General features: G+C 72.0%; 23 protein-coding genes. 13 read left to right on the forward strand and 10 right to left on the reverse strand.

From position 1 onward, the window contains the following. The first annotated feature begins 3 nt into the window (after positions 1–3). On the forward strand, positions 4–837 hold the full coding sequence (locus MTP10_RS22290) for a helix-turn-helix transcriptional regulator (protein WP_310711488.1): 834 nt from the start codon (positions 4–6) through the stop codon (positions 835–837). 76 nt (positions 838–913) lie between these two features. After that, on the forward strand, positions 914–1,687 hold the full coding sequence (locus MTP10_RS22295) for an alpha/beta hydrolase (protein ID WP_310711489.1): 774 nt from the start codon (positions 914–916) through the stop codon (positions 1,685–1,687). Positions 1,688–1,843: 156 nt separating this feature from the next. Here the strand turns inward: MTP10_RS22295 and MTP10_RS22300 are convergent, their stop codons facing one another. Then, positions 1,844–2,410, reverse strand: coding sequence for a GNAT family N-acetyltransferase (locus MTP10_RS22300; protein WP_310711490.1), 567 nt, complete (start codon positions 2,408–2,410; stop codon positions 1,844–1,846). Between the two features lie 336 nt (positions 2,411–2,746). Between MTP10_RS22300 and MTP10_RS22305 the strand changes: the two genes are divergently transcribed. The 4 genes from MTP10_RS22305 to MTP10_RS22320 all read left to right on the forward strand — a co-directional run bounded on the left by MTP10_RS22305 (position 2,747) and on the right by MTP10_RS22320 (position 5,564). Further along, entirely contained in the window at positions 2,747–3,637 is an 891-nt protein-coding gene (locus MTP10_RS22305; RefSeq protein ID WP_310711491.1) for a hypothetical protein, read from the forward strand. 541 nt (positions 3,638–4,178) lie between these two features. Further along, entirely contained in the window at positions 4,179–4,652 is a 474-nt protein-coding gene (locus MTP10_RS22310) for a hypothetical protein (RefSeq protein WP_310711492.1), read from the forward strand. Between the two features lie 10 nt (positions 4,653–4,662). Next, positions 4,663–5,178 (forward strand): DinB family protein, encoded by a 516-nt coding sequence (locus tag MTP10_RS22315; RefSeq protein ID WP_310711493.1) that lies wholly within the window; start codon positions 4,663–4,665, stop codon positions 5,176–5,178. A gap of 68 nt (positions 5,179–5,246) precedes the next feature. Then, positions 5,247–5,564 carry a YciI family protein gene (locus MTP10_RS22320; protein WP_310711494.1) on the forward strand — a complete coding sequence of 106 codons (318 nt, stop codon included), beginning with the start codon at positions 5,247–5,249 and terminating at the stop codon, positions 5,562–5,564. Positions 5,565–5,570: 6 nt separating this feature from the next. Here MTP10_RS22320 and MTP10_RS42005 read toward each other — a convergent pair whose 3' ends face one another. Beyond that, on the reverse strand, positions 5,571–6,281 hold the full coding sequence (locus MTP10_RS42005; protein WP_397334489.1) for an IS5 family transposase: 711 nt from the start codon (positions 6,279–6,281) through the stop codon (positions 5,571–5,573). On the opposite strand from MTP10_RS42005, the gene MTP10_RS22325 reads away from it, so the two are divergent. The 3 genes from MTP10_RS22325 (at position 6,186) to MTP10_RS22335 (ending at position 7,725) form a co-directional block, all read left to right on the forward strand. After that, the gene (locus MTP10_RS22325; protein ID WP_310711495.1) at positions 6,186–6,857 is read left to right on the forward strand and encodes a TetR/AcrR family transcriptional regulator; all 672 of its coding nucleotides are present in this window, start codon (positions 6,186–6,188) and stop codon (positions 6,855–6,857) included. The two genes, MTP10_RS42005 and MTP10_RS22325, sit on opposite strands and share 96 nt — an antisense overlap. Continuing rightward, positions 6,845–7,138 carry a DUF6204 family protein gene (locus MTP10_RS22330; RefSeq protein WP_310711496.1) on the forward strand — a complete coding sequence of 98 codons (294 nt, stop codon included), beginning with the start codon at positions 6,845–6,847 and terminating at the stop codon, positions 7,136–7,138. Before MTP10_RS22325 ends, MTP10_RS22330 begins: the two co-directional genes overlap by 13 nt. 128 nt (positions 7,139–7,266) lie before the next feature. Continuing rightward, a complete protein-coding gene (locus MTP10_RS22335; RefSeq protein ID WP_310711497.1) occupies positions 7,267–7,725 on the forward strand; it encodes a hypothetical protein in 459 nt (152 codons plus the stop codon). A gap of 106 nt (positions 7,726–7,831) precedes the next feature. On the opposite strand, the gene MTP10_RS22340 is transcribed toward MTP10_RS22335, so the two are convergent. After that, positions 7,832–8,194, reverse strand: coding sequence for a nuclear transport factor 2 family protein (locus MTP10_RS22340; RefSeq protein WP_310711498.1), 363 nt, complete (start codon positions 8,192–8,194; stop codon positions 7,832–7,834). Between the two features lie 36 nt (positions 8,195–8,230). Beyond that, positions 8,231–8,932 carry an NAD(P)H-binding protein gene (locus MTP10_RS22345; protein ID WP_310711499.1) on the reverse strand — a complete coding sequence of 234 codons (702 nt, stop codon included), beginning with the start codon at positions 8,930–8,932 and terminating at the stop codon, positions 8,231–8,233. Between the two features lie 92 nt (positions 8,933–9,024). On the opposite strand from MTP10_RS22345, the gene MTP10_RS22350 reads away from it, so the two are divergent. Further along, positions 9,025–9,735: a TetR/AcrR family transcriptional regulator gene (locus MTP10_RS22350; protein ID WP_397334490.1), complete on the forward strand. Its 711-nt coding sequence runs from the start codon at positions 9,025–9,027 to the stop codon at positions 9,733–9,735. A gap of 209 nt (positions 9,736–9,944) precedes the next feature. Here the strand turns inward: MTP10_RS22350 and MTP10_RS22355 are convergent, their stop codons facing one another. Both MTP10_RS22355 and MTP10_RS22360 read right to left on the reverse strand, forming a co-directional pair. Continuing rightward, a complete protein-coding gene (locus MTP10_RS22355; RefSeq protein WP_310711501.1) occupies positions 9,945–10,520 on the reverse strand; it encodes a DoxX family protein in 576 nt (191 codons plus the stop codon). Positions 10,521–10,677: 157 nt separating this feature from the next. After that, entirely contained in the window at positions 10,678–11,034 is a 357-nt protein-coding gene (locus MTP10_RS22360) for a VOC family protein (RefSeq protein ID WP_310711502.1), read from the reverse strand. 190 nt (positions 11,035–11,224) lie between these two features. Between MTP10_RS22360 and MTP10_RS22365 the strand changes: the two genes are divergently transcribed. Together MTP10_RS22365 and MTP10_RS22370 are read left to right on the forward strand one after the other, a co-directional pair. Then, complete coding sequence (locus MTP10_RS22365) at positions 11,225–14,044, forward strand: LuxR C-terminal-related transcriptional regulator (protein WP_310711503.1); 2,820 nt, start codon at positions 11,225–11,227, stop codon at positions 14,042–14,044. A 113-nt stretch (positions 14,045–14,157) separates the two neighbouring features. Next, a complete protein-coding gene (locus tag MTP10_RS22370; protein ID WP_310711504.1) occupies positions 14,158–14,781 on the forward strand; it encodes a TetR/AcrR family transcriptional regulator in 624 nt (207 codons plus the stop codon). Positions 14,782–14,840: 59 nt separating this feature from the next. On the opposite strand, the gene MTP10_RS22375 is transcribed toward MTP10_RS22370, so the two are convergent. The 4 genes from MTP10_RS22375 to MTP10_RS22390 form a co-directional block, all read right to left on the reverse strand. Then, positions 14,841–15,836: an RNA polymerase subunit sigma-70 gene (locus MTP10_RS22375; RefSeq protein ID WP_310711505.1), complete on the reverse strand. Its 996-nt coding sequence runs from the start codon at positions 15,834–15,836 to the stop codon at positions 14,841–14,843. A 47-nt stretch (positions 15,837–15,883) separates the two neighbouring features. Further along, a complete protein-coding gene (locus tag MTP10_RS22380; protein WP_310711506.1) occupies positions 15,884–16,225 on the reverse strand; it encodes an EthD family reductase in 342 nt (113 codons plus the stop codon). A gap of 70 nt (positions 16,226–16,295) precedes the next feature. After that, complete coding sequence (locus tag MTP10_RS22385) at positions 16,296–17,288, reverse strand: zinc-binding dehydrogenase (protein WP_310711507.1); 993 nt, start codon at positions 17,286–17,288, stop codon at positions 16,296–16,298. Positions 17,289–17,467: 179 nt separating this feature from the next. Continuing rightward, positions 17,468–18,208 (reverse strand): glutamine amidotransferase-related protein, encoded by a 741-nt coding sequence (locus MTP10_RS22390; RefSeq protein WP_310711508.1) that lies wholly within the window; start codon positions 18,206–18,208, stop codon positions 17,468–17,470. Between the two features lie 70 nt (positions 18,209–18,278). Between MTP10_RS22390 and MTP10_RS22395 the strand changes: the two genes are divergently transcribed. Further along, the coding region (locus tag MTP10_RS22395; RefSeq protein ID WP_310711509.1) for a LysR family transcriptional regulator at positions 18,279–18,535 on the forward strand (257 nt) is incomplete at its 3' end.

The following is an 18,535-nucleotide window of genomic DNA, read 5'->3' on the forward strand; positions in this document are numbered from 1 at the left end:
CCCATGAGTACTGATCTGGGCGATTTCCTCCGTTCGCGACGGGCGCGTATCCAGCCGGAGGAGCTGGGGTTGCAGGCCTTCGGGCGCCGCCGGGTGCCGGGGCTGCGCCGCGAGGAGGTCGCGCAACTGGCGGGAGTGAGCGTCGACTACTACATCCGCCTGGAGCAGGGCCGGGGGCAGAGCGTGTCGGACGCGGTGCTCGACGCCGTCGCCCGGGTGCTGCGGCTGGATGAGGTGGAGCAGGCGCACCTGCGCGACCTGGCCCGGCCGCACAAGCAGGAGGAGCGTCCCCGTACCGCCCAGCAGCGGGTGCGGCCGGGAGCGCGGCTCCTGGTGGAGTCGGTGAGCGGGCCGGCGTTCCTGCTGGGCCGGTGCATGGACGTGCTGGCGTGGAACCCGATGGGCGACGCGGTGCTCGGCTTCTCCGGCCGCGACGACCGCACGCGCAACCAGGCGCGTGACGCGTTCCTCAACCCGGCGGCGCGCGAGTTCTACCTCGACTGGCAGGCGGTGGCCGCCGAGACCGTGGCGTACCTGCGGCTGGAGGCCGGGCGCCGGCCGCGCGACAAGCGGCTGGCCGAGCTGGTCGGCGAGCTGTCGCTGCGCAGCGAGGAGTTCCGCCGGCTGTGGGCCGACCACCAGGTCAAGGAGAAGACCTACGGGGTCAAGCGGATGCTGCATCCGGTGGTGGGCCGGCTCGACGTGGGATACGAGACGCTGGCGATGCCCGGCGACCCGGACCTGTTGCTGGTCGTCTACACCGCCGAGCCGGGTTCGGAGGCCGCCGAGAAGCTGGCCGTGCTGGCGAGCTGGACGGCCGCCCCCTCCCTGGGCTGACCCCGCCCCTCGGGCAGGCGCCTTCCTCCGGACCCGGTACGGTGGCCGGCGAACTCCTGGAGGGAAGGGCGGCATCGTGAGTGAGCACCAGCTGTGGCCGGGCGAACCCATCGAGCGGATCACCGCGTTCCCGGTGAGCTCCGCGCGGCCGGCGCCGGCCGTCGTGGTGCTGCCGGGCGGCGGGTACGAGCACCTGGCCGGGCACGAGGGCGCGCCGGTGGCGCGGTGGCTGAACACGCTGGGGGTGGCCGCGTTCGTGGTCGCCTACCGGGTGGCGCCGCACCGCCATCCGCTGCCGTTGCTGGACGCCGCCCGGGCGGTGCGCTGGGTGCGCGCCCACGCGGCCGGTCACGGGGTGGACCCGGGGCGGGTCGGCGTGCTGGGCTTCTCGGCCGGCGGGCACCTGGCGGGGCTGCTGGCCACCGAGACGGGCCCGATGCTCGCGGAGGGTCCGCACGATGAGGTGGACGCGCAGGACGCCCGCCCCGGCCTGGCGGTGCTGTGCTACCCGGTCGTCCCCCTGCCCGGGCCCGCCGCCCACGCCGGGTCGGCCGCGAGCCTGCTCGGCCCGGGCGGCACCGATGCGGACCTGGACAGTCTGTCGATCGAGCGGCGGGGGGGGGCGCACAGCCCGCCGATGTTCCTGTGGCACACCGCTGACGACGGCGCGGTGCCGCTCGACAACACCCTGCTCCTGGCCGGCGCGCTGGCCCGCCACCGCGTGCCGGTCGAGGCGCACGTGTACCCGCACGGCAAGCACGGCCTGGGACTGGCCGAGGATGACCCGGTGGCCGGCGACTGGACCCACCGGTGCGCCGCGTTCCTGCGGGCACGCGGCTGGAGCGGCTGAACGGACATCTGCGGCTGACCCGCCCGGTGGCTTGTGGGCGGGTGGCTTGAGGGCGGGTGGCTTGAGGGCGGGTGGCTTGAGGGCGGGTGGCTTGTGGGCGGCGGCGCCGGCCGTCAGGGGCGTGCGTGTCCCTGACGGCCGGGGCCGACCGGTCGATCAGCTGCCGGCCGGCGGCACGGCGCGGTAGCTCAGCACCTCGCCGTCCTCGGCGCTGCCCTGGGACGGGCCCTCCCACTGCTGGTAGCCCGCCTTCTCCAGTACCCGGATCGAGGGCGGGTTGGACGGCTCCACGTGGGCGTGGACCGTGTGGACGCCCGGCGCGGTGAAGGCGAACGCGGTCAGGGCCCGGACGGCCTCGGGCGCGTAGCCCCGCCCGCGCCGCGACTCCACGATCCCGTACCCGATCTCGACGAGGCCGTCGGCCGGCGGCCAGAACAGGCCGAGCGATCCGACCACCAGGCCGCTGTCGCGCTCGATGATCTGACGGTGACCGTGGGCGCCGAGCCACGCCGGGTTGGCGTCGAACAGACCGGCGATCACCTGGTCGCCCTCGGCGGGGAAGTCCCCGGCCCAGTGGTCGAGCCGGACGCCCCGCCGGACGGCGTCGGCCTCGGCGGGAGTCCACGCCCGCAGGATCAGGCGGTCGGTGGTCAGGTCGGCGACGGCCCCGGAAGGGTCGCCTGGGGTGTTCGCGGGCGCGTTCTCGGAGGTGAAGGAAGACATGTGACACTCCTGGTCGTTGGTGACGACCGGCCCGCGCTCTAGACGCGCGGGGCCGGGATGAAGGCATGCTGACGAGGGCCTGCGACGGCCATATTCATCAACCTCCCTCACTCCGGTGATCACGCGTTCCTCGCGCCGCGGCGACGCTAACAGCTCGCCGCGACACGCGCAAACAGGCTGCCCGTGGGCGTCCCCGGGGTTCGCCGATGCCGTCGTCCTCGGCGCCCCGCAAGCCCGTGACGGCGCCGGACGCCGCCGCCCGGGGGCGCGACGCGCGGGTCAAAGGCCACGCAAAGCTACGGACCGTAGTTACAACGTCACTCATATGATCCTTACGTGGCCGACCCGGTGAATCACGAGCAGGACACTGACAGACCTCCGTCGGCGTTCCGGCGGGCGACGCCGGTGCCGCCCTTCCCGGTGTACGAGCCGGAGCCGCCGGGCGGCGTGGACCGGGTGACGGTCGCGGCGCTGGCGGTCACGGTCGTCTCCGTGGCGTTGGGGGCGTGGTTGGGCCTGTGCCCTCCCGGGGCGGGCACGCCGCAGGCGCAGGCGCGGGGCTCCGGTGCCGCCGCGCAGGCGAAGGGGACCGGCGGTACGGCCGCGCCCGTGACGTCCGCCGTACCGCATGCTCCTTCGGCGGACTCGCCGGCAGGGCGGGAGGCTGCGCCGACCGGCCGGAAGGGGGCGTCGGCCGGGGCGCGCACGCCCATGGCCCGCCGGGGAGCCAGGCGGCATCAGCGCCCGCACCACTCCGCCCATGACCGCCCCCACAGCCGGGCCCACGATGACCGGGAGCCCGGCCGGGATCTCGGCCGGGGTCTCGACCGGCGCCTCGGGGAGAACCTCGACCGGATTCTCGGCAACGACGGGCACGCCGGCCGGGGCGGGGATCGCGCGGACCGGCGCGCCCTCTCCCGGGGGTGGCCTTCCCCGGCCGGTCGCGCGGTGACGCCCGCTCCGCAGCGGCAGTCGTCGCCCGCCCCACAGCCACGCCGGACGGGCGAGGCCGCGGGGGAGCGCGACCGCCACGCCCGTGGCGGCACCGGCCGCGGGCGCGCCCCCGGAGCGACGACCGGGGGCCGCCCCTCCGCGCCGGGCTTCCCCGTACGGCCGGACGGCGCCAAGGAGCAGGAGGCGCGGCGGTGGTGCGACGAGAACATGAGCTGGGACGGTTTCCTGTGGCAGTCCTGCCACGCCTATGTCGACCTGGGAACGATCAGATAATCACGTCTCGTCATTGCATGGCTACACAGAGTGAAGAATGGTGTCGGAAGGTGGACGCGACACGCCGGACGACGCGGCGAGAATGACGCGGCCATTCGCCGGGAATTGCCGGTCCTGAATTCTCGCGAACGTGTCCGGTGAATGCGCCGCCGCCCCCTCCGCCCGAATCCGGCGTTGTCGCGCTCCGTCCGGCCCCGTCTGCGTTTCCGGGGTTCGGGTGGGCGGCGTCCGGCCATACGCCACTTCGCGGCTTTCGGCCCGGTTAACCATCGGGACAAATGCCGCGATATCCAGCAAATCCCCAGGTCGGCGGCATGGATGGCGACATGACGCCGAAGGGTGGCCGTTTCCCTGCGAAAAGCGTCCGCGGCATCCCGCGTCAATCATCGGAGAATGAGAAAGGAATTCACGGCCGGCCGCGTATTGTCGCCACCCGCCGCCGGCATTTCCGGAGAAAGGGCCGATCCGGGTTCGTGGCGGGTGACAGGGCGGGGTGCAAGACTCGGTCGAGGGAAAAGCTGAACGCCGGGAGGGCAGCGTTATGGCCACATCCACCGTGCCCGCACAGGGACGATCCGTACAGGGACCATCCGCACCGGAGCCGCCCGCTCGGGAGGGCCGCGGCAGGTTCGCCGCGCGCCGGGGCCGGGGGCGCGCCCTGGCCGGGGGACGGCGCCGCGAGGAGCGGTCGCCGGGGGAGCAGGCCGCGCTGTGGGCGGTGGTGTTCGTCGGCGTGCTGGTCACGTATGTGACGTTCGTGGTGGTGCTGCTGCCGCAGGGTTACAGCCTGTGGGTGGTGCTCGGCGTCGCCACCACCACGTGCGTGGTGGCCGCGCAGGTGACGCGGACCGTGACGCTGGCGCTGGCGGGTGAGGAGGTGGCCGGGGCGCCGGGGCACCGCTCGCTGCTGGGCCGGGCGCTGGCCGCCTGGATCCGCGAGGCCGTCGCCGAGGAACAGCCCGAGCCCGGCCGCCGGGCGGAAAACGCGGTGCGCGAGCAGGGCAGGCTCAACTAGCGTCCCGTCCATGAATCCTCCAGAGCGCCTTCGCCCGCCCTTCGTCGCCGATGAGCGGACCCAGCTCGTGGGCTGGCTCGACATGCAGCGCGCCATCGTCCACTGGAAGTGCGAGGGCCTGTCGGAACAGGATGCGCACCGGCCGGTGCTGCCGGGCTCGCCGCTGATGACCATGGCCGGCGTCGTGTCGCACCTGCGCTGGGTGGAGTACACCTGGTTCGAGGTGCTGTTCCTGGGCAAGCCCGCGCAGGGGCCGCCGTTCGACGAGACGGTCGAGGACGCCGACATGCGGGTGGAGGGCGTTCCGCTGGCGCGGCTGCTGGAGGAGTACGCGCATCAGTGCGCCGTCTCCAACGAGATCGTCGCCGCGCACGGCCTGGAGGAGGTGGGCCGGCATCCGGACTTCCGGTCGGCGGCGGCGTCCTTGCGCTGGATGCTGATCCACATGGTGGAGGAGACGGGCCGCCACGCCGGCCATCTCGACGTGATCCGGGAGCTGCTGGACGGCAGCACCGGCTACTACTAGCCCTGTTCCAAAAATGGATCAATGAGTGCGATGATTTGCCGATCGCCTGAGGAGATCTGAGGGACGGGATGCTCCACTTGTTGTTTCTGCAGTACACGGCGTCAGAGCGGGAGGCAGAGCCATTCGTCGCTGCTCATGTCGAGTTCCTGGAACGTCATCACCGCGATGGCATGTTCTTGCTGTCGGGGCAGACGGTGCCCTCGGCTCTGGGTGGGGCCATCGTGGCATACGGCATTGACCGTGTGGCTGCCGAGCGGATAGCTGCCGAGGATCCGTTTGTTGTGGCTGGCGTCGCCAAGTACACGGTCACGACGATCGATGTGGGGCGGGTGCACCCAACATTGGCTGCGGTGCTGGAGGTGGAGCAGTCTCGGGTGCGCGGCTGATGGTGGCTACAGCCACTCGTTGACGGCGGCGCCGTACGCCTTATCGGCACGGACCCTGTCCGGACGCTTGCGCGGGCGCCCCGGCCCCAGCCGGGGCACACTGATCCGCGGGCTCGATATCGATGCCGCCGGGCGTCTCGACCTGCAGATCCCCCTTTTACGCGCACCAGCGGCGTGCTGGTCCGCGCGGGTGATCGTGGAGTCCACGCTCACATCCCAGGTGATCAGCCACTTGGCGTCGGCTCTGGCCTGCAGCTCCTTCATGATCCGAGCCCACGTGCCGTCCCGCTGCCACCGCCGAAACAGCCCGTACACGGTCTCCCACTCGCCATACCGGGCTGGCACGTCCCGCCACGGCGCACCCGTCCGCGTCCGCCACCGGATGCCATCGATGAGCTGCCGTTTCGTCCATTTCGGCGGCCTGCCCGGCTTCTTGCCGACCGGCAGCAACGGCTTCAGGACCGCCCACTGAGCGGCAGTCAAATCCCCACGACCCACCCAAAGATCATCCCAAAGTTGATCACCCTGTGATCCACTTCTGAAACAGACCCCAGGCGAAAACTGCAACGTGCTCCAAAATTGGTTTGGAGTTGATGCTTGGGGTCCGTTACGCTCCTGGACATGGCAGAAGGTCTGCGGGAACGCAAGAAGCGGCAGACGCGGCAGCGCATCTCCGAGGTGGCCACCGCTCTGTTCGTGGAGCGCGGGTTCGACCACGTGACGATGGCCGAGGTCGCGGAGGCGGCCGAGGTGTCGGTCAACACCGTCTACAACTACTTCGGCGCCAAGGAGGACCTGGTCCTGCCGCCGGAGGAGGCATCGCCGCAGCGGCTGGCCGACATGGTGCGGGCCCGCCCGCCGGGTCAGCCGGCCGTACGTGCCGTGCTGGAGCACCTGCGTGAGGAGGTGCGCCGGCGGGAGCGGCGGCTGGGGCTGACGGCGGGCTTCGGCCGCGTGCTGGAGATGATGCGGGCCGCCCCGACGCTGACGGCGCGCCTGGAGGATCTGGGCCGGCAGATGACCGATGAGCTGGCGGCGTGCCTGGCGCAGGAGACGGGGGCCGCGCCGGACGATCCGCTGCCGCGCGTGGTGGCCTGGCATGTGGGCTGCCTGCATGCGCTGGTGTTCTCCGAGATCGGCGGGCGTACCGCCGCGGGCGAGGATCCCGACGACATCGCGCGGGCCGTGCTGGGGCTGCTTGACGCGGCCGAAGAGGTGCTGGGCGAGCGGATGCTCGGCTATGCCGTACGACGCGGTGATGCCGCAGGAGAGGACGGGACATGTTCAGGGTGACGATCTCCGGCGCGTTCGACGGGCTGGACGAGGCGGGCCGGGCCGCGGTGCGGGAGGCGGGCGGGGCGGCCTTCACCGAGGCGGGCTCGTTCACCTTCGACGAGAGCCTGTCGGCGTTCACCTTCCGCTGCCAGGTTCCGGCGGGACAGGGCGACGGCGAGGCGGAGGCGACGCGCGGGGCCCTGGCGGCGCTGGACGCGCACGGCCACGCCTACCGGGTGCTGCGCACGGCCGTGACCGACATGCGCGACATCAAGATCCGCCGCCGCCGTCCCGCCTGACGTCCCCTCCGATGCCGCGTGCAGGGCCTGCCACCGGCGCTGCCCTGCACGCGGCATCGGGAACGCCATGCCCGGCACCCTGGATGATCGTTAGAGTGGTGAGCCGTCCCCGCTTTGGAGAAGCCGTCATGACCACCCCTGAGCAGCACACGACCTGGCGCGACGCTCGCTACGACATGCCGGTCAGTCAGCAGCTGGAGCGCTACAACACGCTGGCCGCCAGGCACGCGTCGGCTCGCGCCCGGGCGGAGCTGGTGGCCCGGGGCGTCTATGACCCCGCCCGGCACGGCGCCGAGGACCGGCCCGCGCTCACCGCGGCCGAGCACATCGAGCTGCTGGCGCTGGCGGAGTGCATCGCGCGCACCGTACGCCATCCCGCCAACGTGCATCACGCGCTGCTGGCCGGCGTCACCTGGGCCGAGATCGCCCGCGTCGTCGACTCCGACGAGCGCACCGTCCGCCGGGACTACCAGCGCTGGGCCGACGACCAGCACGACCTGCACCGGCACGACCCTCGCCTCGGCATGACCGCCGAGGAGTACGCCGCCGCGACGGCCAGAGTCGCCGAGGGCGCCGCCGACGCGTGAACGCCCCGTTCGTGCGACGAGTTCCGAACAGCGCGGCGGACAGTGTGTCCGCCGCACCGGCTGTGGCGAGGTTCAGCAGCAGGTCGCCGGCAATGCGTTTCCGCACTCAGCCGAAGAAGTTGTAGGCACGGTTTATCCTTCCTTCCTCCATGCTCATGACTCCGTAACCGGTGGCCAGAGGAGCCGCGGTGGAGGCATCAGGCTGGACGAGGTGCCAGGAGAACAGGGCCAGATCATGGTGGGTACTGATCACCTTGGTCACCGTGAGCATGAGGTTGCCGAGTTTCTCCTCACGTGCATGGCCTATGGCGGCTGCGATGTCGTTGCGGCCTTCGGCCGTCCAGTCGGGGTCGATGACGGTGGCGTTCTCCGTGAAGATCGCCTCGATGGTGGCGTTGCGGTGGCCGCGATCCAGGTCGTTCCATGCTGCGAAATAGGTGTGGACGATGTCGTCGATGGTGTCACTCATGGTGATCTCCTAGGTGTCCGCCAAGGGGAGGGCGGTTCAGTAGCCGATGGTGAAGCGTCGCTGGACGAAGCGAGGCAGTTCCGCCTCGTCGATGAGGGCGATGGCGGCGTCCTCGGAGGAGATGCGGCTGCGTCCGTCGGCGTCGACGACCGGCTGGTCGCCACCGATCCGGAACCGGCCGGTGCGCCGGCCGGGGGCGATCTCCTCCGCCGGGCTGAAGTAGGTCCAGAGCCGGTTGGACGTGCGCAGGACGTTCAGGGCGTCCCGGTGCCCGCGCACGGCGGCCGCGTACTCTCTTGGCAATCCCAGCTGGTCGAGGCTCTGATGCAGGAGCTCGTCGGAGTCTGCTCGTGTGAGACCGGGCTCGATCTCCAGACTGCCGGCGCCGCCGATCACGATCAGCCGGGTCCGGGGGTGGCTCTCCAGCGCCTTGAGCAGCGCCCGGGCGGCGGTGGCGTAGACCGCGGGGTCGGTGATCGAGCGGGACACGGTGTCGCCGAAGTCCTGGGCGGCGTTGCCGGGCTGGTATCCGCTGATCAGGACGTCCAGCCCGGGCAGGACTGCGGCGATGCTTTCGGCGTCGAGGACGTCGACGGTCTTCCAGACGATGTTCTCCCGCTCTTCGTCGATCCGGGTGGCGTCGCGGGTGAGCGCTGTGACGTGATGTCCTCGGAGGAGGGCTTCAGTGACGACACGGCTTCCGATGCCGCCGGTGGCTCCGATGATTCCGATGTGCATGGGTCTCCCTGTTCGCTGTGTGGCGTGAGGAGACTATACGGCGTGAAGTTTTTGTGCGCCAACCAGTCCAGTGACACTGTAGAGTGATGGCTGTGGGAAGCACGGGAGGACGTCGCGAACGGCTGCGGGCCGAGACGACAGCGGAGATCAAGCAGGTCGCGCTCAAGCTGATGGCCACGGGCGGACCTGACGCAATCACGCTGCGGGCCATCGCTCGCGACATGGGCATGACCGCTAACGCGATCTACGGCTACTTCGCCACCCGCGACGATCTGGTCACCATGCTGATCAACGAGGTGTACACCGCGCTGGCCGACGCTGTGGATTCCGCGTGGGCCGAAGCTGTTGCTGCGCATCCAGCCAGCCGGATCCAGACGTGGGCGCGAGCCTTCCGGGGCTGGGCTCTCACCAATCCCGAGGGATTTCGCCTCATCTATGGCGACCCCGTGCCCGGCTACCAAGCACCTGAGGGCGGCGCCGCCCCAGATGCCGCGCATCGGGTCTGCACGGGCATCGCCGCCCTCGCGGACGCCGCCTGGCCGCACGCCGAACATCTTTACGCGCACAGCGACTTCCAGTGGTCCGACTTCGACGACGGGCTTCTCGGCAAGGTCCGTCCTGCGTTTCCCGACCTGCCGCCGGCCGGCGTGGCACTTGCCCTGCGCATCTGGGGCCACTTGCATGGTCTGGTGTCGCTGGAAATCTACGGACACCTGCACACCCAGACGATCAACCCCGACAAGCTTTTCCAAGAAGAACTGACCCAGCTCGTCCGGTCACTGGGCATCGAGTCCGAGAGATGACAGCCCTCAGCACCGCCGGAGTCATACGCAGCCCGGCGACCAGCGCCTGAAACAACGCGATCACTGCACACCCGCGACTGCCTCCCCGTCCGCGAGCACGCGGTAGACGCCGGCCACGGACGGGTGCCGGCCCGCGAGGCCGTTCTCCACCTCGCCCGCGATCGCGTGCTCCATGCCGGGCGAGGTGGTGGGCGGGGGAGACGCAGGGATCAGAAGGGGGCGTTGGTCATCGTGTACCACGTCGGAACGAAGGTCAGCAGGACCACTGCGCCCACGACCGCGAACGACCTGAGTGCGCGTGAGCTGGTGAGGATCGCGGGTGAGACGGGCGTCAGCTTCCATCGTCCGACCATGACGAACGCCGCGACCCCTCCCAGCACGAGGTTCGCCGGCACCAAGGCGTATTCGCCGCGGATGATATGAAAACCAGCCGCGAGGATCATCGTCAGCGTCAGGCCGGCGGCGGCGAGCGGCGTCAGCATCGGTCTGACCTTCGTCATCGCCGGCAGGATCAGGCCGACGCCGCCCAGCACCTCGCAGATCCCGATGAAGACGATCAGGGGCTGCGGCACCGCGGCGTACCAGGCCACGGCCCGGGGCGCCGCCGCATACAGAGCTCCGTCGTACAGCAGCACCTTGCCGAAACCGCTGCCGGCGAAGAAGAAACCCCATAACGCTTGCAGCGACCAAAGGACGCCGTTGAGAGTGAACCTCATTCCGCGCCTCTTGGGCTGCTGCTCGATGTCCTGCAGACTGAACAGGTCGTCGCTGACGTGCCGGTTCATGTTCTGTCACTACCTTTCTTCTGTGGGTGGCCGTCGCTTGCGGGAGGCGGGCGCCGCCGGCGCCCGCCAGGTGGCACCGAGCGCGGGTCAACTCGCCGCGTGCCTCACGAGCGTGGCGTGACGCGCCTGCTCGTGAGGCACGCGGCGACGTCGGCGTTCATCGGTCTTGAAGCAGTCCGAGGACGTTGCCGTCGGGGTCGGTGACGGTGGCCACCAGCCGGCCACCGCCGACGTCGTGCAGGGGCTCCTTCACCGTGGCCCCCGCGGCGGTCACCTCGGCCAGCTTCGCCTCGATGTCGGCGACGTGCCAGTAGGCCACCGGCGAGGTCATGCCCTGCGGTCCACCGCCCGGCACCAGCCCGATGTGCTGGCCCTCGGCGTCGAAGCCGACGTAGTAGGACGAGTCGCTCTGTGGCGCGACACCGAGCACGGCCGCGTACACCGCTTTCGCCTTCGCCAGGTCGGACACGGGGTGCAGCACGGTCTTGATGCCCTGGGTGGAAGAGCCGGTCATGGTCGCTCCTGTCGTCGTGGGTCCCCTCGACCCGCTGTGTGCGTGTTCACAGCCTTCCTTCCGGGCTGGCCGGTCCACATCCGTGGCGACCACGGAACCGCACACGGAGCCACCACACGGAGCCACCACACGGATCGCGTACGGGGCCGTCACGGAGGGGAGGACGGAAGGGATGCGGCAAACTGTCACAGTGGTGACAGAAGTGGAGATCTCCCCTCGGGAAGCCGAGGTGCTGGAGCTGGTCGGAGCCCACCTCAGTAACGCCGAGATCGCGGCACGGCTGTGCATCTCGGTACGGACGGTGGAGAGTCACGTCTCCGCGCTGCTGCGCAAGCTGGAGGTGCCGGATCGGCGGGCGCTCGCCCGGCGCGCGCCCCAGCCGGCCGGCGCGGCCCGGCCTCATGCGGCGCCGGTGCTGCCGGGCCCGCTGACCTCCTTCATCGGCCGGGTGACCGAGCGGGCCGTACTGAGCGAGCAGATCAGGACACATCGCCAGGTGACCGCGCTCGGTCCCGGCGGAGTGGGCAAGACCCGGCTCGCGTTGGCGGTGGCCACGCAAGCAGCCGGTGAGTACTCCGACGGGGTGTGGTTCGTCGACCTGGTCCCGGTCAGCGATCCGGACCTGATCGCGACCGCGGTCGCCGGGGCGCTCGGCCTCGGCGAGCAGCCCGGCCGCGACATGACCGCGTCCGTGGTGGCCGCGCTGGCCGACCGTCACGCCCTGCTGGTGCTGGACAACTGCGAGCACGTGGTGGACGGGGTGGCGCTGTTCCTGGAGCGGCTGCTGGCGACGTGCCCCCGGGTGACGGTGCTGGCGACCAGCAGGGCCCGGCTGATGGTGCCGTTCGAGCGGGTGTATCTGGTTCCGCCGCTGTCGCTGGCCGTCGAGGGTGAGTCGGACGCGGTCGCGTTGTTCATGGAGCGGGCGGCGGCGGTCGGCCGGCCGCTGGATCCGCCGCTGCGCGAGCAGATCGTCTCCATCTGTGAGCGGCTGGACGGCATGGCGCTGGCGATCGAGCTGGCCGCGGCCCGGTATCCCACCCTGGGGCTGGACGGCATCACCGCCGCGCTGTCCCACCCGCTGCGGATGCTCACCGGCGGCTCTCGTGCCGATGAGCGGCACCGTTCGGTGCGGGCGGCGCTGAACTGGAGCCATGCCCTGCTGGAGCCGGCCGACCGGGCGCTGCTGCGCCGGGTGTCGGTGTTCGTGGCGTCGTTCACCGCCGCGGCGGCGGCGGAGGTCACCCTGGGCGAGGAAGGCCTTGTCGCCGACGGACTGGCCCGGCTCGCCGAACAGAGCCTGCTGGTGGTGACGGCGTCCCCCGCCGGTACGGAGTACCGGGCGCTGGAGACCATCCGCCAGTACGGGACGGAGCGGCTCGCCGAGGCCGGCGAGCTGGCCGACGCCCGATCCCGGCACCTTCGCTGGTGCCTGGCCAAGGCCGCCGCCCTGGCGGTGACACAACCGGACTGGCGTGCCCGGTTCGACCTGGTGGCGGACGACCTGCGCGCGGCCCTGGTGTGGGCGGCCGACCAGCCGGAGCAGCGCACGGACGCCCACGAGCTCGCCCGCCACCTGGCGGAGCTGACCTTCACCCGTAACCTCGTCGGAGAGTCCCAGCGGCACTATGAGCAGGCGGCCGGGCTCGCGACCGACCCCACCGCCTGCGCGGCGATGCTCCGGCAGGCCGCGGCCGTCGCAGGCTGCCGGACCATCGGTGATGACATGTACCGCCTGCGCCGCGCGGCCGCGGACGCCGCCCGCAGGGCCGGCGACACCGCCGGCGCCGCCGCCGACCTGGCGAGCGCCGCCACCATCGCATTCCGGTTCTCGCCCACCTTCGCGCGCCTCCCGCCCACGGAGGAGGCCCTCGCGCTGATCACCGAGGCGCGGGAGCCGGCCGGCGACGATCCGGCCGCGCAGGCCGCCATCGCCCTGGCCGAGGCCGCGGTGCTCACCGACGCGTTCGGCGCCGCCCAGGGCCCGCCCGGCAACGCCGTACCGCAGACGCTCGCCCGCGCCGAGCGGGCGGTCGAGCTGGCCCGCCGAACCGGCGACCCGATCGCCCAGTCGGCCGCACTCGACGCGCTCACCGGCGCTCAGAGCTGGGCCGGCGACACGTTCGCCGCCGCAGCCACGGCGCGGCGCCGCATCACGCTCCTGTCATCCCCGCCGATCACACCGGCCGGCACCCACGAGCTGATCGACGCGCTCGGTATCGTCGCCGAGGCCGATCTCGGCATCGGGGATGTGCCAGGCGCCCGCCGATGGGCCCGCCGGCTGGCCGACCATCCCTCGCTGGCGGAGGCCGGTGACCGCGCCACGTGCCGGCTGCTGATGGTCGACGCGCTGGCGGGCAACGTCGATGAGGTGCTCACCGGCAGCATCCGCTTCCTCGACACCTGGCGGCGGGTGGACAGCTCCGCCTGGTCGCTGCTTCGCCCGGCGGTGGCCGGGGTGGCGATGATCCACGGCCTCCGCGGCGACCAGGACGCCCTGGGCGAATGGCAGGAGATCCTGGATCAGCTCGACACCCCACCGCAGCGCGCCTACGGCTACGGGGCGGTCTTCGACGCGATGCTCCTGCTGCACCGCGGGCATGCACCGCAGGCTCTGCAGCGCACGGCCCCCGAGCCCGGACAGGTGTGGAAGTGGATCACCTGGATCTGGCACCACTGGTATGTCGCGCTGCGCACCGAGGCCGCCGTGCTCGCCGCGAGCCCCGACGCTCGCGACCGTGCGGCCGAGGCCAGGACCGTCGTGGCCGGCAACCCCGTCTGCGCCGCCATCGTGGAGCGAGCCGATGCCCTGCTCGACGACGACCAGGAGGCGCTGCTCGCCACGGCGGACGCCTTCGAGGCCGCCGGCTGCCGCTACCAGTCCGCACGGACCCTGGTGCTCGCCGGCGGCGCCCATGCCGAGCGCGGCGCGGCGGCGCTCGCCGGCCTCGGCCTCGCCCCGATGGCCCTGCCCCCGATGGCTCTGCCCCGGCACCGAGCCCGGCCGTGACCGGCGGTGGGAGGCGGTGGGAGGCCGCCCGCCGGGGCACCGCCCCGATCGAGTACGATACGGAGGGCCACCCCGTTTACGTTGAGCGCGCCGGAGACGACATGCCCGCCACCATGCCTGACGACAGCCGCAGCCCGGCACCGCCCGGCCGGCCCAGGCGCGCCGACGCCCGCCGCAATTACGACCGGATCCTGGCCGCGGCCGCCTCGGCCGTCGCCGAGCACGGAGCCGAGGCGTCCCTGGAGGAGATCGCCCGCCGCGCCGGCGTCGGCTCGGCGACCCTGCACCGGCACTTCCCCTCCCGGCAGCGGCTGCTGGAGGCGCTCTTCCGCGACAAGGTCGACGCCCTGTGCGCCGCCGCCCGCGACCTGGCCGGCGACCCCGAGCCGGGACAGGCCCTGGTCAGCTGGCTGCACGCCGTCGCCACGCACGTCGTCACCAACCGGGGCCTGGCCGCCTCACTGCTGCACGGCGCCCACGACAGCGACCAGGGCAGCGACCACGACGGCGATCCCGTCCTCGGCGCCACCTGCCACACGATGATCGTGGACGCCGGTCAGGAGTTGCTCACCCGCGCCCGCCAGGCCGGCACCGTCCGCGCCGACGTCTCCATCACCGAGCTGCTCAGGCTGGTCAACGCCATCTGCCTGACGGTCGAGGACGAACCCGACGGCGCCGCTCAGGCCGACCGGCTGCTCGCCCTCGTCCTCGGCGGCGTACGCCTGACACCGGCGTAAAGCGGACAGGCGGGGCACCCGTCGATGGGCCACCGACGGCGTCGCCGCCGGTGGCCGGGTCAGTGCGCGAGCACGTCCGGAAAGCCGAACGTCGCGACCAGCGCGGGATCGTGGAACTTGATCACGCGGGAGACGCCGGTGGCGGTGGGGGCCAGCAGCACGACGCCGTCGGCTCGGAGCACGCCGTCCCCGTCCCGGTGGTACACGACGGCGGCGGGCTGGCCGTTGGCTGCGGTGGCGATCATCCGCCAGTCACCCGGTGTGCCCAACACGTACGTGCCGAGCATGTGGATGCACATCGCCCGGCCCGCCTGCCATTCGCGGAATGGCGTCGCCTCCAGCGTGGCGTCCGCGCGCAGCACCTCCTCCAGCAGGCCGGCATCGGAGCGCTCGAAGGCCGCGATGTAGCCGTCGAGCAGCGCGCGTGCCCGTTGGTCGGCTGGTTCCAGCAGCTCCTCGGGCTCGGGCTCCCGTTCGTCCAGCCGGGCACGGGCGCGCTGCAGACCGCTCTTGACCGCCGCCGTCGTGGTGTCGAGGATCTCCGCGGTCTCGGCCGTCGAGAACGCCAGCACCTCCCGCAGGATGAGGATCGCACGCTGGCGGGAGGGCAAATGCTGCAGGCTGGCGATGAGCGCCAGCCGCAGCGACTCGCGTTGGACCACCACCGCAGCCGGGTCGTCGGCGGGCGGGGCGATCCACGCCTCCGGCAGCGGTTCCAGCCACGACACCTCGCCCGCCGCAACGGGACTCGGCGGGTGATCGGGTCCCTCGTACGGGCCTGCCAGACCCGAGGGCAGCACCCGGACCGGGCGCGGCTTCAACGCCGTCAGGCAGACGTTCGTGGCGATCTTGTAGAGCCAGGACCGCATCGACGCCCGGCCCTCGAAGCCGGAGTAGGACCGCCACGCCCGCAGATAGCTCTCCTGCACCAAGTCCTCGGCTTCGTGCGCCGAGCCGACCATGCGGTAGCAGTGCGCCAGCAGCTCCCGGCGGAACCGCTCAGTCTCGGCGGTGAACCGGTCCTGATCCGGTGCCGCAGGCCGATCCGATGTCACGCCGGGAGCCTAGTACCGCAGCGCCCAGGGGTGTGATTCACGTGCGATCAGACCTCGTCGAGCTGCAGGATCATCGCGCGGAAGGTCGCGTAGCGGGCCAGGTTCGCCGCCGCGTCCTCGGCGGTGCGCCGGCCGGCCTCGGACCCGAGCGCGGCTTCCAGCGCGGCCATGTCGTCCCAGTCCAGCATCACGACCATGTAGCACGGCTCGCCGATCACGGCCGCCGGGTGGTGACTGCGCGTGTAACGACGCAGGCCCGGATACTGTTTCGCCAGCGGGATGTGGACCTCGCCGTAGTGACGTTCGAACGCGTCGACGTCGCACGGGGTGTCGTACATCACGACGAAGCGCGCCCTCTGCTCAGCGGCCGGGTCCACGGTTGCGGTCATCTGTTTGCACTCCTGTCATGGGAACCTCCGGTGTGCGGCGCCACCGGCTCTGAACTGCTGGAGGGCTTGTCTAGGGCAGCAGGGCGAGTTTGCCGACGGTGGCCCTGGCCTCCAGCTCCGCCAGCGCTTTCGGGCCGTCGGCCAGCTCGTACGTGGTCGGCATGCCGGGGGCGAGCACGCCGGCCGCGATCAGCGCGGACAACTCACCCATCAGCTCGCCGAAGATCTGCGGTGCGGCCTGGATCAGCACGCCGATGTTGAGGCCGATGAGGTGGATCTGGTGCTTGTACACCAGCTCCCAGTTGGTGATCGGGGCTTCGCCGCCCGCCACGCCGTAGACGATGACCCGGCCGGTGACCCGCTTGGCCGCGGCCAGGCCGGCGGCGAAGGTGGCGCCACCGGCCGACTCCAGGACCACATCGACGCCGGACCCGCCGGTCAGCTCCTTCACCTCGGCGGCGAGGTCAGCGCCGACAGAGTCCAGGACGTGGTCGGCTCCCAGCGCCAGCACCGTCTCGTGCTTGCCCGGCGAGGCGGTGGCGATGACCGTCGCACCGTAGTGCTTGGCCATTCTCACCGCGGCCTGGCCCGTCGCGCCCGCCGCGGCGTGGATCAGCACAACCTGCCCGGCAGCGATGCCGCCCAGAGGCTTGAGCGCGGCCAGCGCGGTGGGCCAGTTCACGACCAGACCCAGCGCCTGCTGCTCCGTCCAGCCCGCGGGCACCGGTACCGCCGCAGCCGCGGGCAGCACCATGTACTCGGCGAAAGCGCCGGTTCCGACGCCGACGACGCGCGCCCCCGGTTGCGGGCCGGTCACCGCCTCGCCCACCGCGACGACCTCACCGGCGGCCTCGAAACCCGCCAGGTACGGTGGCCGCGGCCCGTCCAGGAAGGTGCCGCGGGCCTTGGAGATGTCGGCGAAGTTGACCCCGGCTGCGGCGACGCGGATCAGGACCTCGCCCTGGCCGGGGCTCGGCACCGGCGCTCCGGTGATCAGGCGCATGTCCTGCGGGCCGTTGAGGGAAGTCTGCTGCAGCGCGCGCATGGTCGCGGGAATGCTCATCGGCGATCAGCCTTCTTTCTCGGCGTACATGAGGGAGACCGACCGGCCCGTCACGCGGGCCGCGCCTCCCACCATGTAGACCGCGGCCACCACAAAAGGAATCGGCATCACCGCGCGAGGAGCCCGGCACGCTGTGGCTGGACGGCAAGGACAACCGCCCCGGCCCGCCCCGCCACCGGCTAACGCCGCGCGGCGGCCGGCGAGGCGGAGCGGGCCGCGACGGCCGCCGCGAACGCGGAGATCACCGGGGGCGGGCGCCGCCCGTCGCCGGCCAGCTCCGGCTGGAACAGCGTGCCCAGGAAGAACGGATGCCCGGGCAGCTCGGCGACCCGCGCCATCCCGTTGGGCCCGTCCCCGCCCCGGTCGCCGTCGCCGGCGTGGCCGGAGAAGACCAGCCCGTGCTCACTCAGCACGCGCTCGTAGCGCTCGCTGAGCCCGTAGGAGCAGCTGTAGGCCTCGACGGTCGTGGACGCGCCCATGATCTGCTCGATCAGCGAGCCCGGCGCCAGCCGCACCACGCCCTCGTGCCCGGCCAGCGAGCACCGCAGCGGCATGATCAGCACATCCTCCTCGTCCGCGGCGGCGGCCGGGGTGTTCTCGGCGTGGGCCACCCGCAGCCCGCACACGCCGCGCGCGTACTCCAGCAGCATGTGCTGGAACCCGCCGCACGTCCCCAGGAAGGGGATGCCGTGCTCGCGGGCGGTGCGCGCCGCGCCGACGGCCCCCTCCTCGCTGAGGTACGGGCTGCCGGGCACGACCCAGATGCCGTCGAAGGCCTCCAGGTCACGGGCGTCGGGCGTGGGAATCCAGTAGGCGTCCAGCGCGACGCCGTCGCGTTCACGCAGCGCCTCCAGCAGCAGCGGGACGCGGGTGTGGGCGCGGACACCGGGGGAGCGGTCACCGACCAGGGCGATTCTCATGCCGTCATCGTGGCCCGCCGCCCTGCTCCAGCGCCAACGATGATGTCTGCACCTGCTATAAGCATCACTGATGGACCCTCATCTGTTGCGCACGTTCGTGGCCGTGGCCGAGGCCGGCTCCTTCTCCGCCGCCGCCGAACGCCTCGGCTACACCCAGTCCGCCGTCTCCCAGCAGATCGCCGCCCTGGAGGCGGATCTGGGGCTGCCCCTGCTGCGGCGCCGCCCCGTCGAGCCGACCGAGGCGGGCGCGCGGCTGCTGGAGCACGCCGGCCCGCTGCTGCTGCGCCTGCGCGCCGCCCGCGCCGACGTGCTGCGCACCGCCGCGCT

It is taken from the genome of Nonomuraea sp. 3-1Str (genome assembly GCF_031570565.1).
GTDB lineage: Bacteria > Actinomycetota > Actinomycetes > Streptosporangiales > Streptosporangiaceae > Nonomuraea.

What these genes read in the sequence shown, in the direction of transcription:
- MTP10_RS22345 (WP_310711499.1), bottom strand. Translation starts at nt 8,932, where the DNA reads ATGCACATCGGAATCATCGGAGCCACCGGCGGCATCGGAAGCCGTGTC.
- MTP10_RS22340 (WP_310711498.1), bottom strand. Translation starts at nt 8,194, where the DNA reads ATGAGTGACACCATCGACGACATCGTCCACACCTATTTCGCAGCATGG.
- MTP10_RS22385 (WP_310711507.1), bottom strand. Translation starts at nt 17,288, where the DNA reads ATGAGCATTCCCGCGACCATGCGCGCGCTGCAGCAGACTTCCCTCAAC.
- MTP10_RS22320 (WP_310711494.1), top strand. Translation starts at nt 5,247, where the DNA reads ATGCTCCACTTGTTGTTTCTGCAGTACACGGCGTCAGAGCGGGAGGCA.
- MTP10_RS22370 (WP_310711504.1), top strand. Translation starts at nt 14,158, where the DNA reads ATGCCTGACGACAGCCGCAGCCCGGCACCGCCCGGCCGGCCCAGGCGC.
- MTP10_RS22335 (WP_310711497.1), top strand. Translation starts at nt 7,267, where the DNA reads ATGACCACCCCTGAGCAGCACACGACCTGGCGCGACGCTCGCTACGAC.
- MTP10_RS22360 (WP_310711502.1), bottom strand. Translation starts at nt 11,034, where the DNA reads ATGACCGGCTCTTCCACCCAGGGCATCAAGACCGTGCTGCACCCCGTG.
- MTP10_RS22355 (WP_310711501.1), bottom strand. Translation starts at nt 10,520, where the DNA reads ATGAACCGGCACGTCAGCGACGACCTGTTCAGTCTGCAGGACATCGAG.
- MTP10_RS22300 (WP_310711490.1), bottom strand. Translation starts at nt 2,410, where the DNA reads ATGTCTTCCTTCACCTCCGAGAACGCGCCCGCGAACACCCCAGGCGAC.
- MTP10_RS22315 (WP_310711493.1), top strand. Translation starts at nt 4,663, where the DNA reads ATGAATCCTCCAGAGCGCCTTCGCCCGCCCTTCGTCGCCGATGAGCGG.
- MTP10_RS22290 (WP_310711488.1), top strand. Translation starts at nt 4, where the DNA reads ATGAGTACTGATCTGGGCGATTTCCTCCGTTCGCGACGGGCGCGTATC.
- MTP10_RS22310 (WP_310711492.1), top strand. Translation starts at nt 4,179, where the DNA reads ATGGCCACATCCACCGTGCCCGCACAGGGACGATCCGTACAGGGACCA.
- MTP10_RS22325 (WP_310711495.1), top strand. Translation starts at nt 6,186, where the DNA reads ATGGCAGAAGGTCTGCGGGAACGCAAGAAGCGGCAGACGCGGCAGCGC.
- MTP10_RS22380 (WP_310711506.1), bottom strand. Translation starts at nt 16,225, where the DNA reads ATGACCGCAACCGTGGACCCGGCCGCTGAGCAGAGGGCGCGCTTCGTC.
- MTP10_RS22390 (WP_310711508.1), bottom strand. Translation starts at nt 18,208, where the DNA reads ATGAGAATCGCCCTGGTCGGTGACCGCTCCCCCGGTGTCCGCGCCCAC.
- MTP10_RS22330 (WP_310711496.1), top strand. Translation starts at nt 6,845, where the DNA reads ATGTTCAGGGTGACGATCTCCGGCGCGTTCGACGGGCTGGACGAGGCG.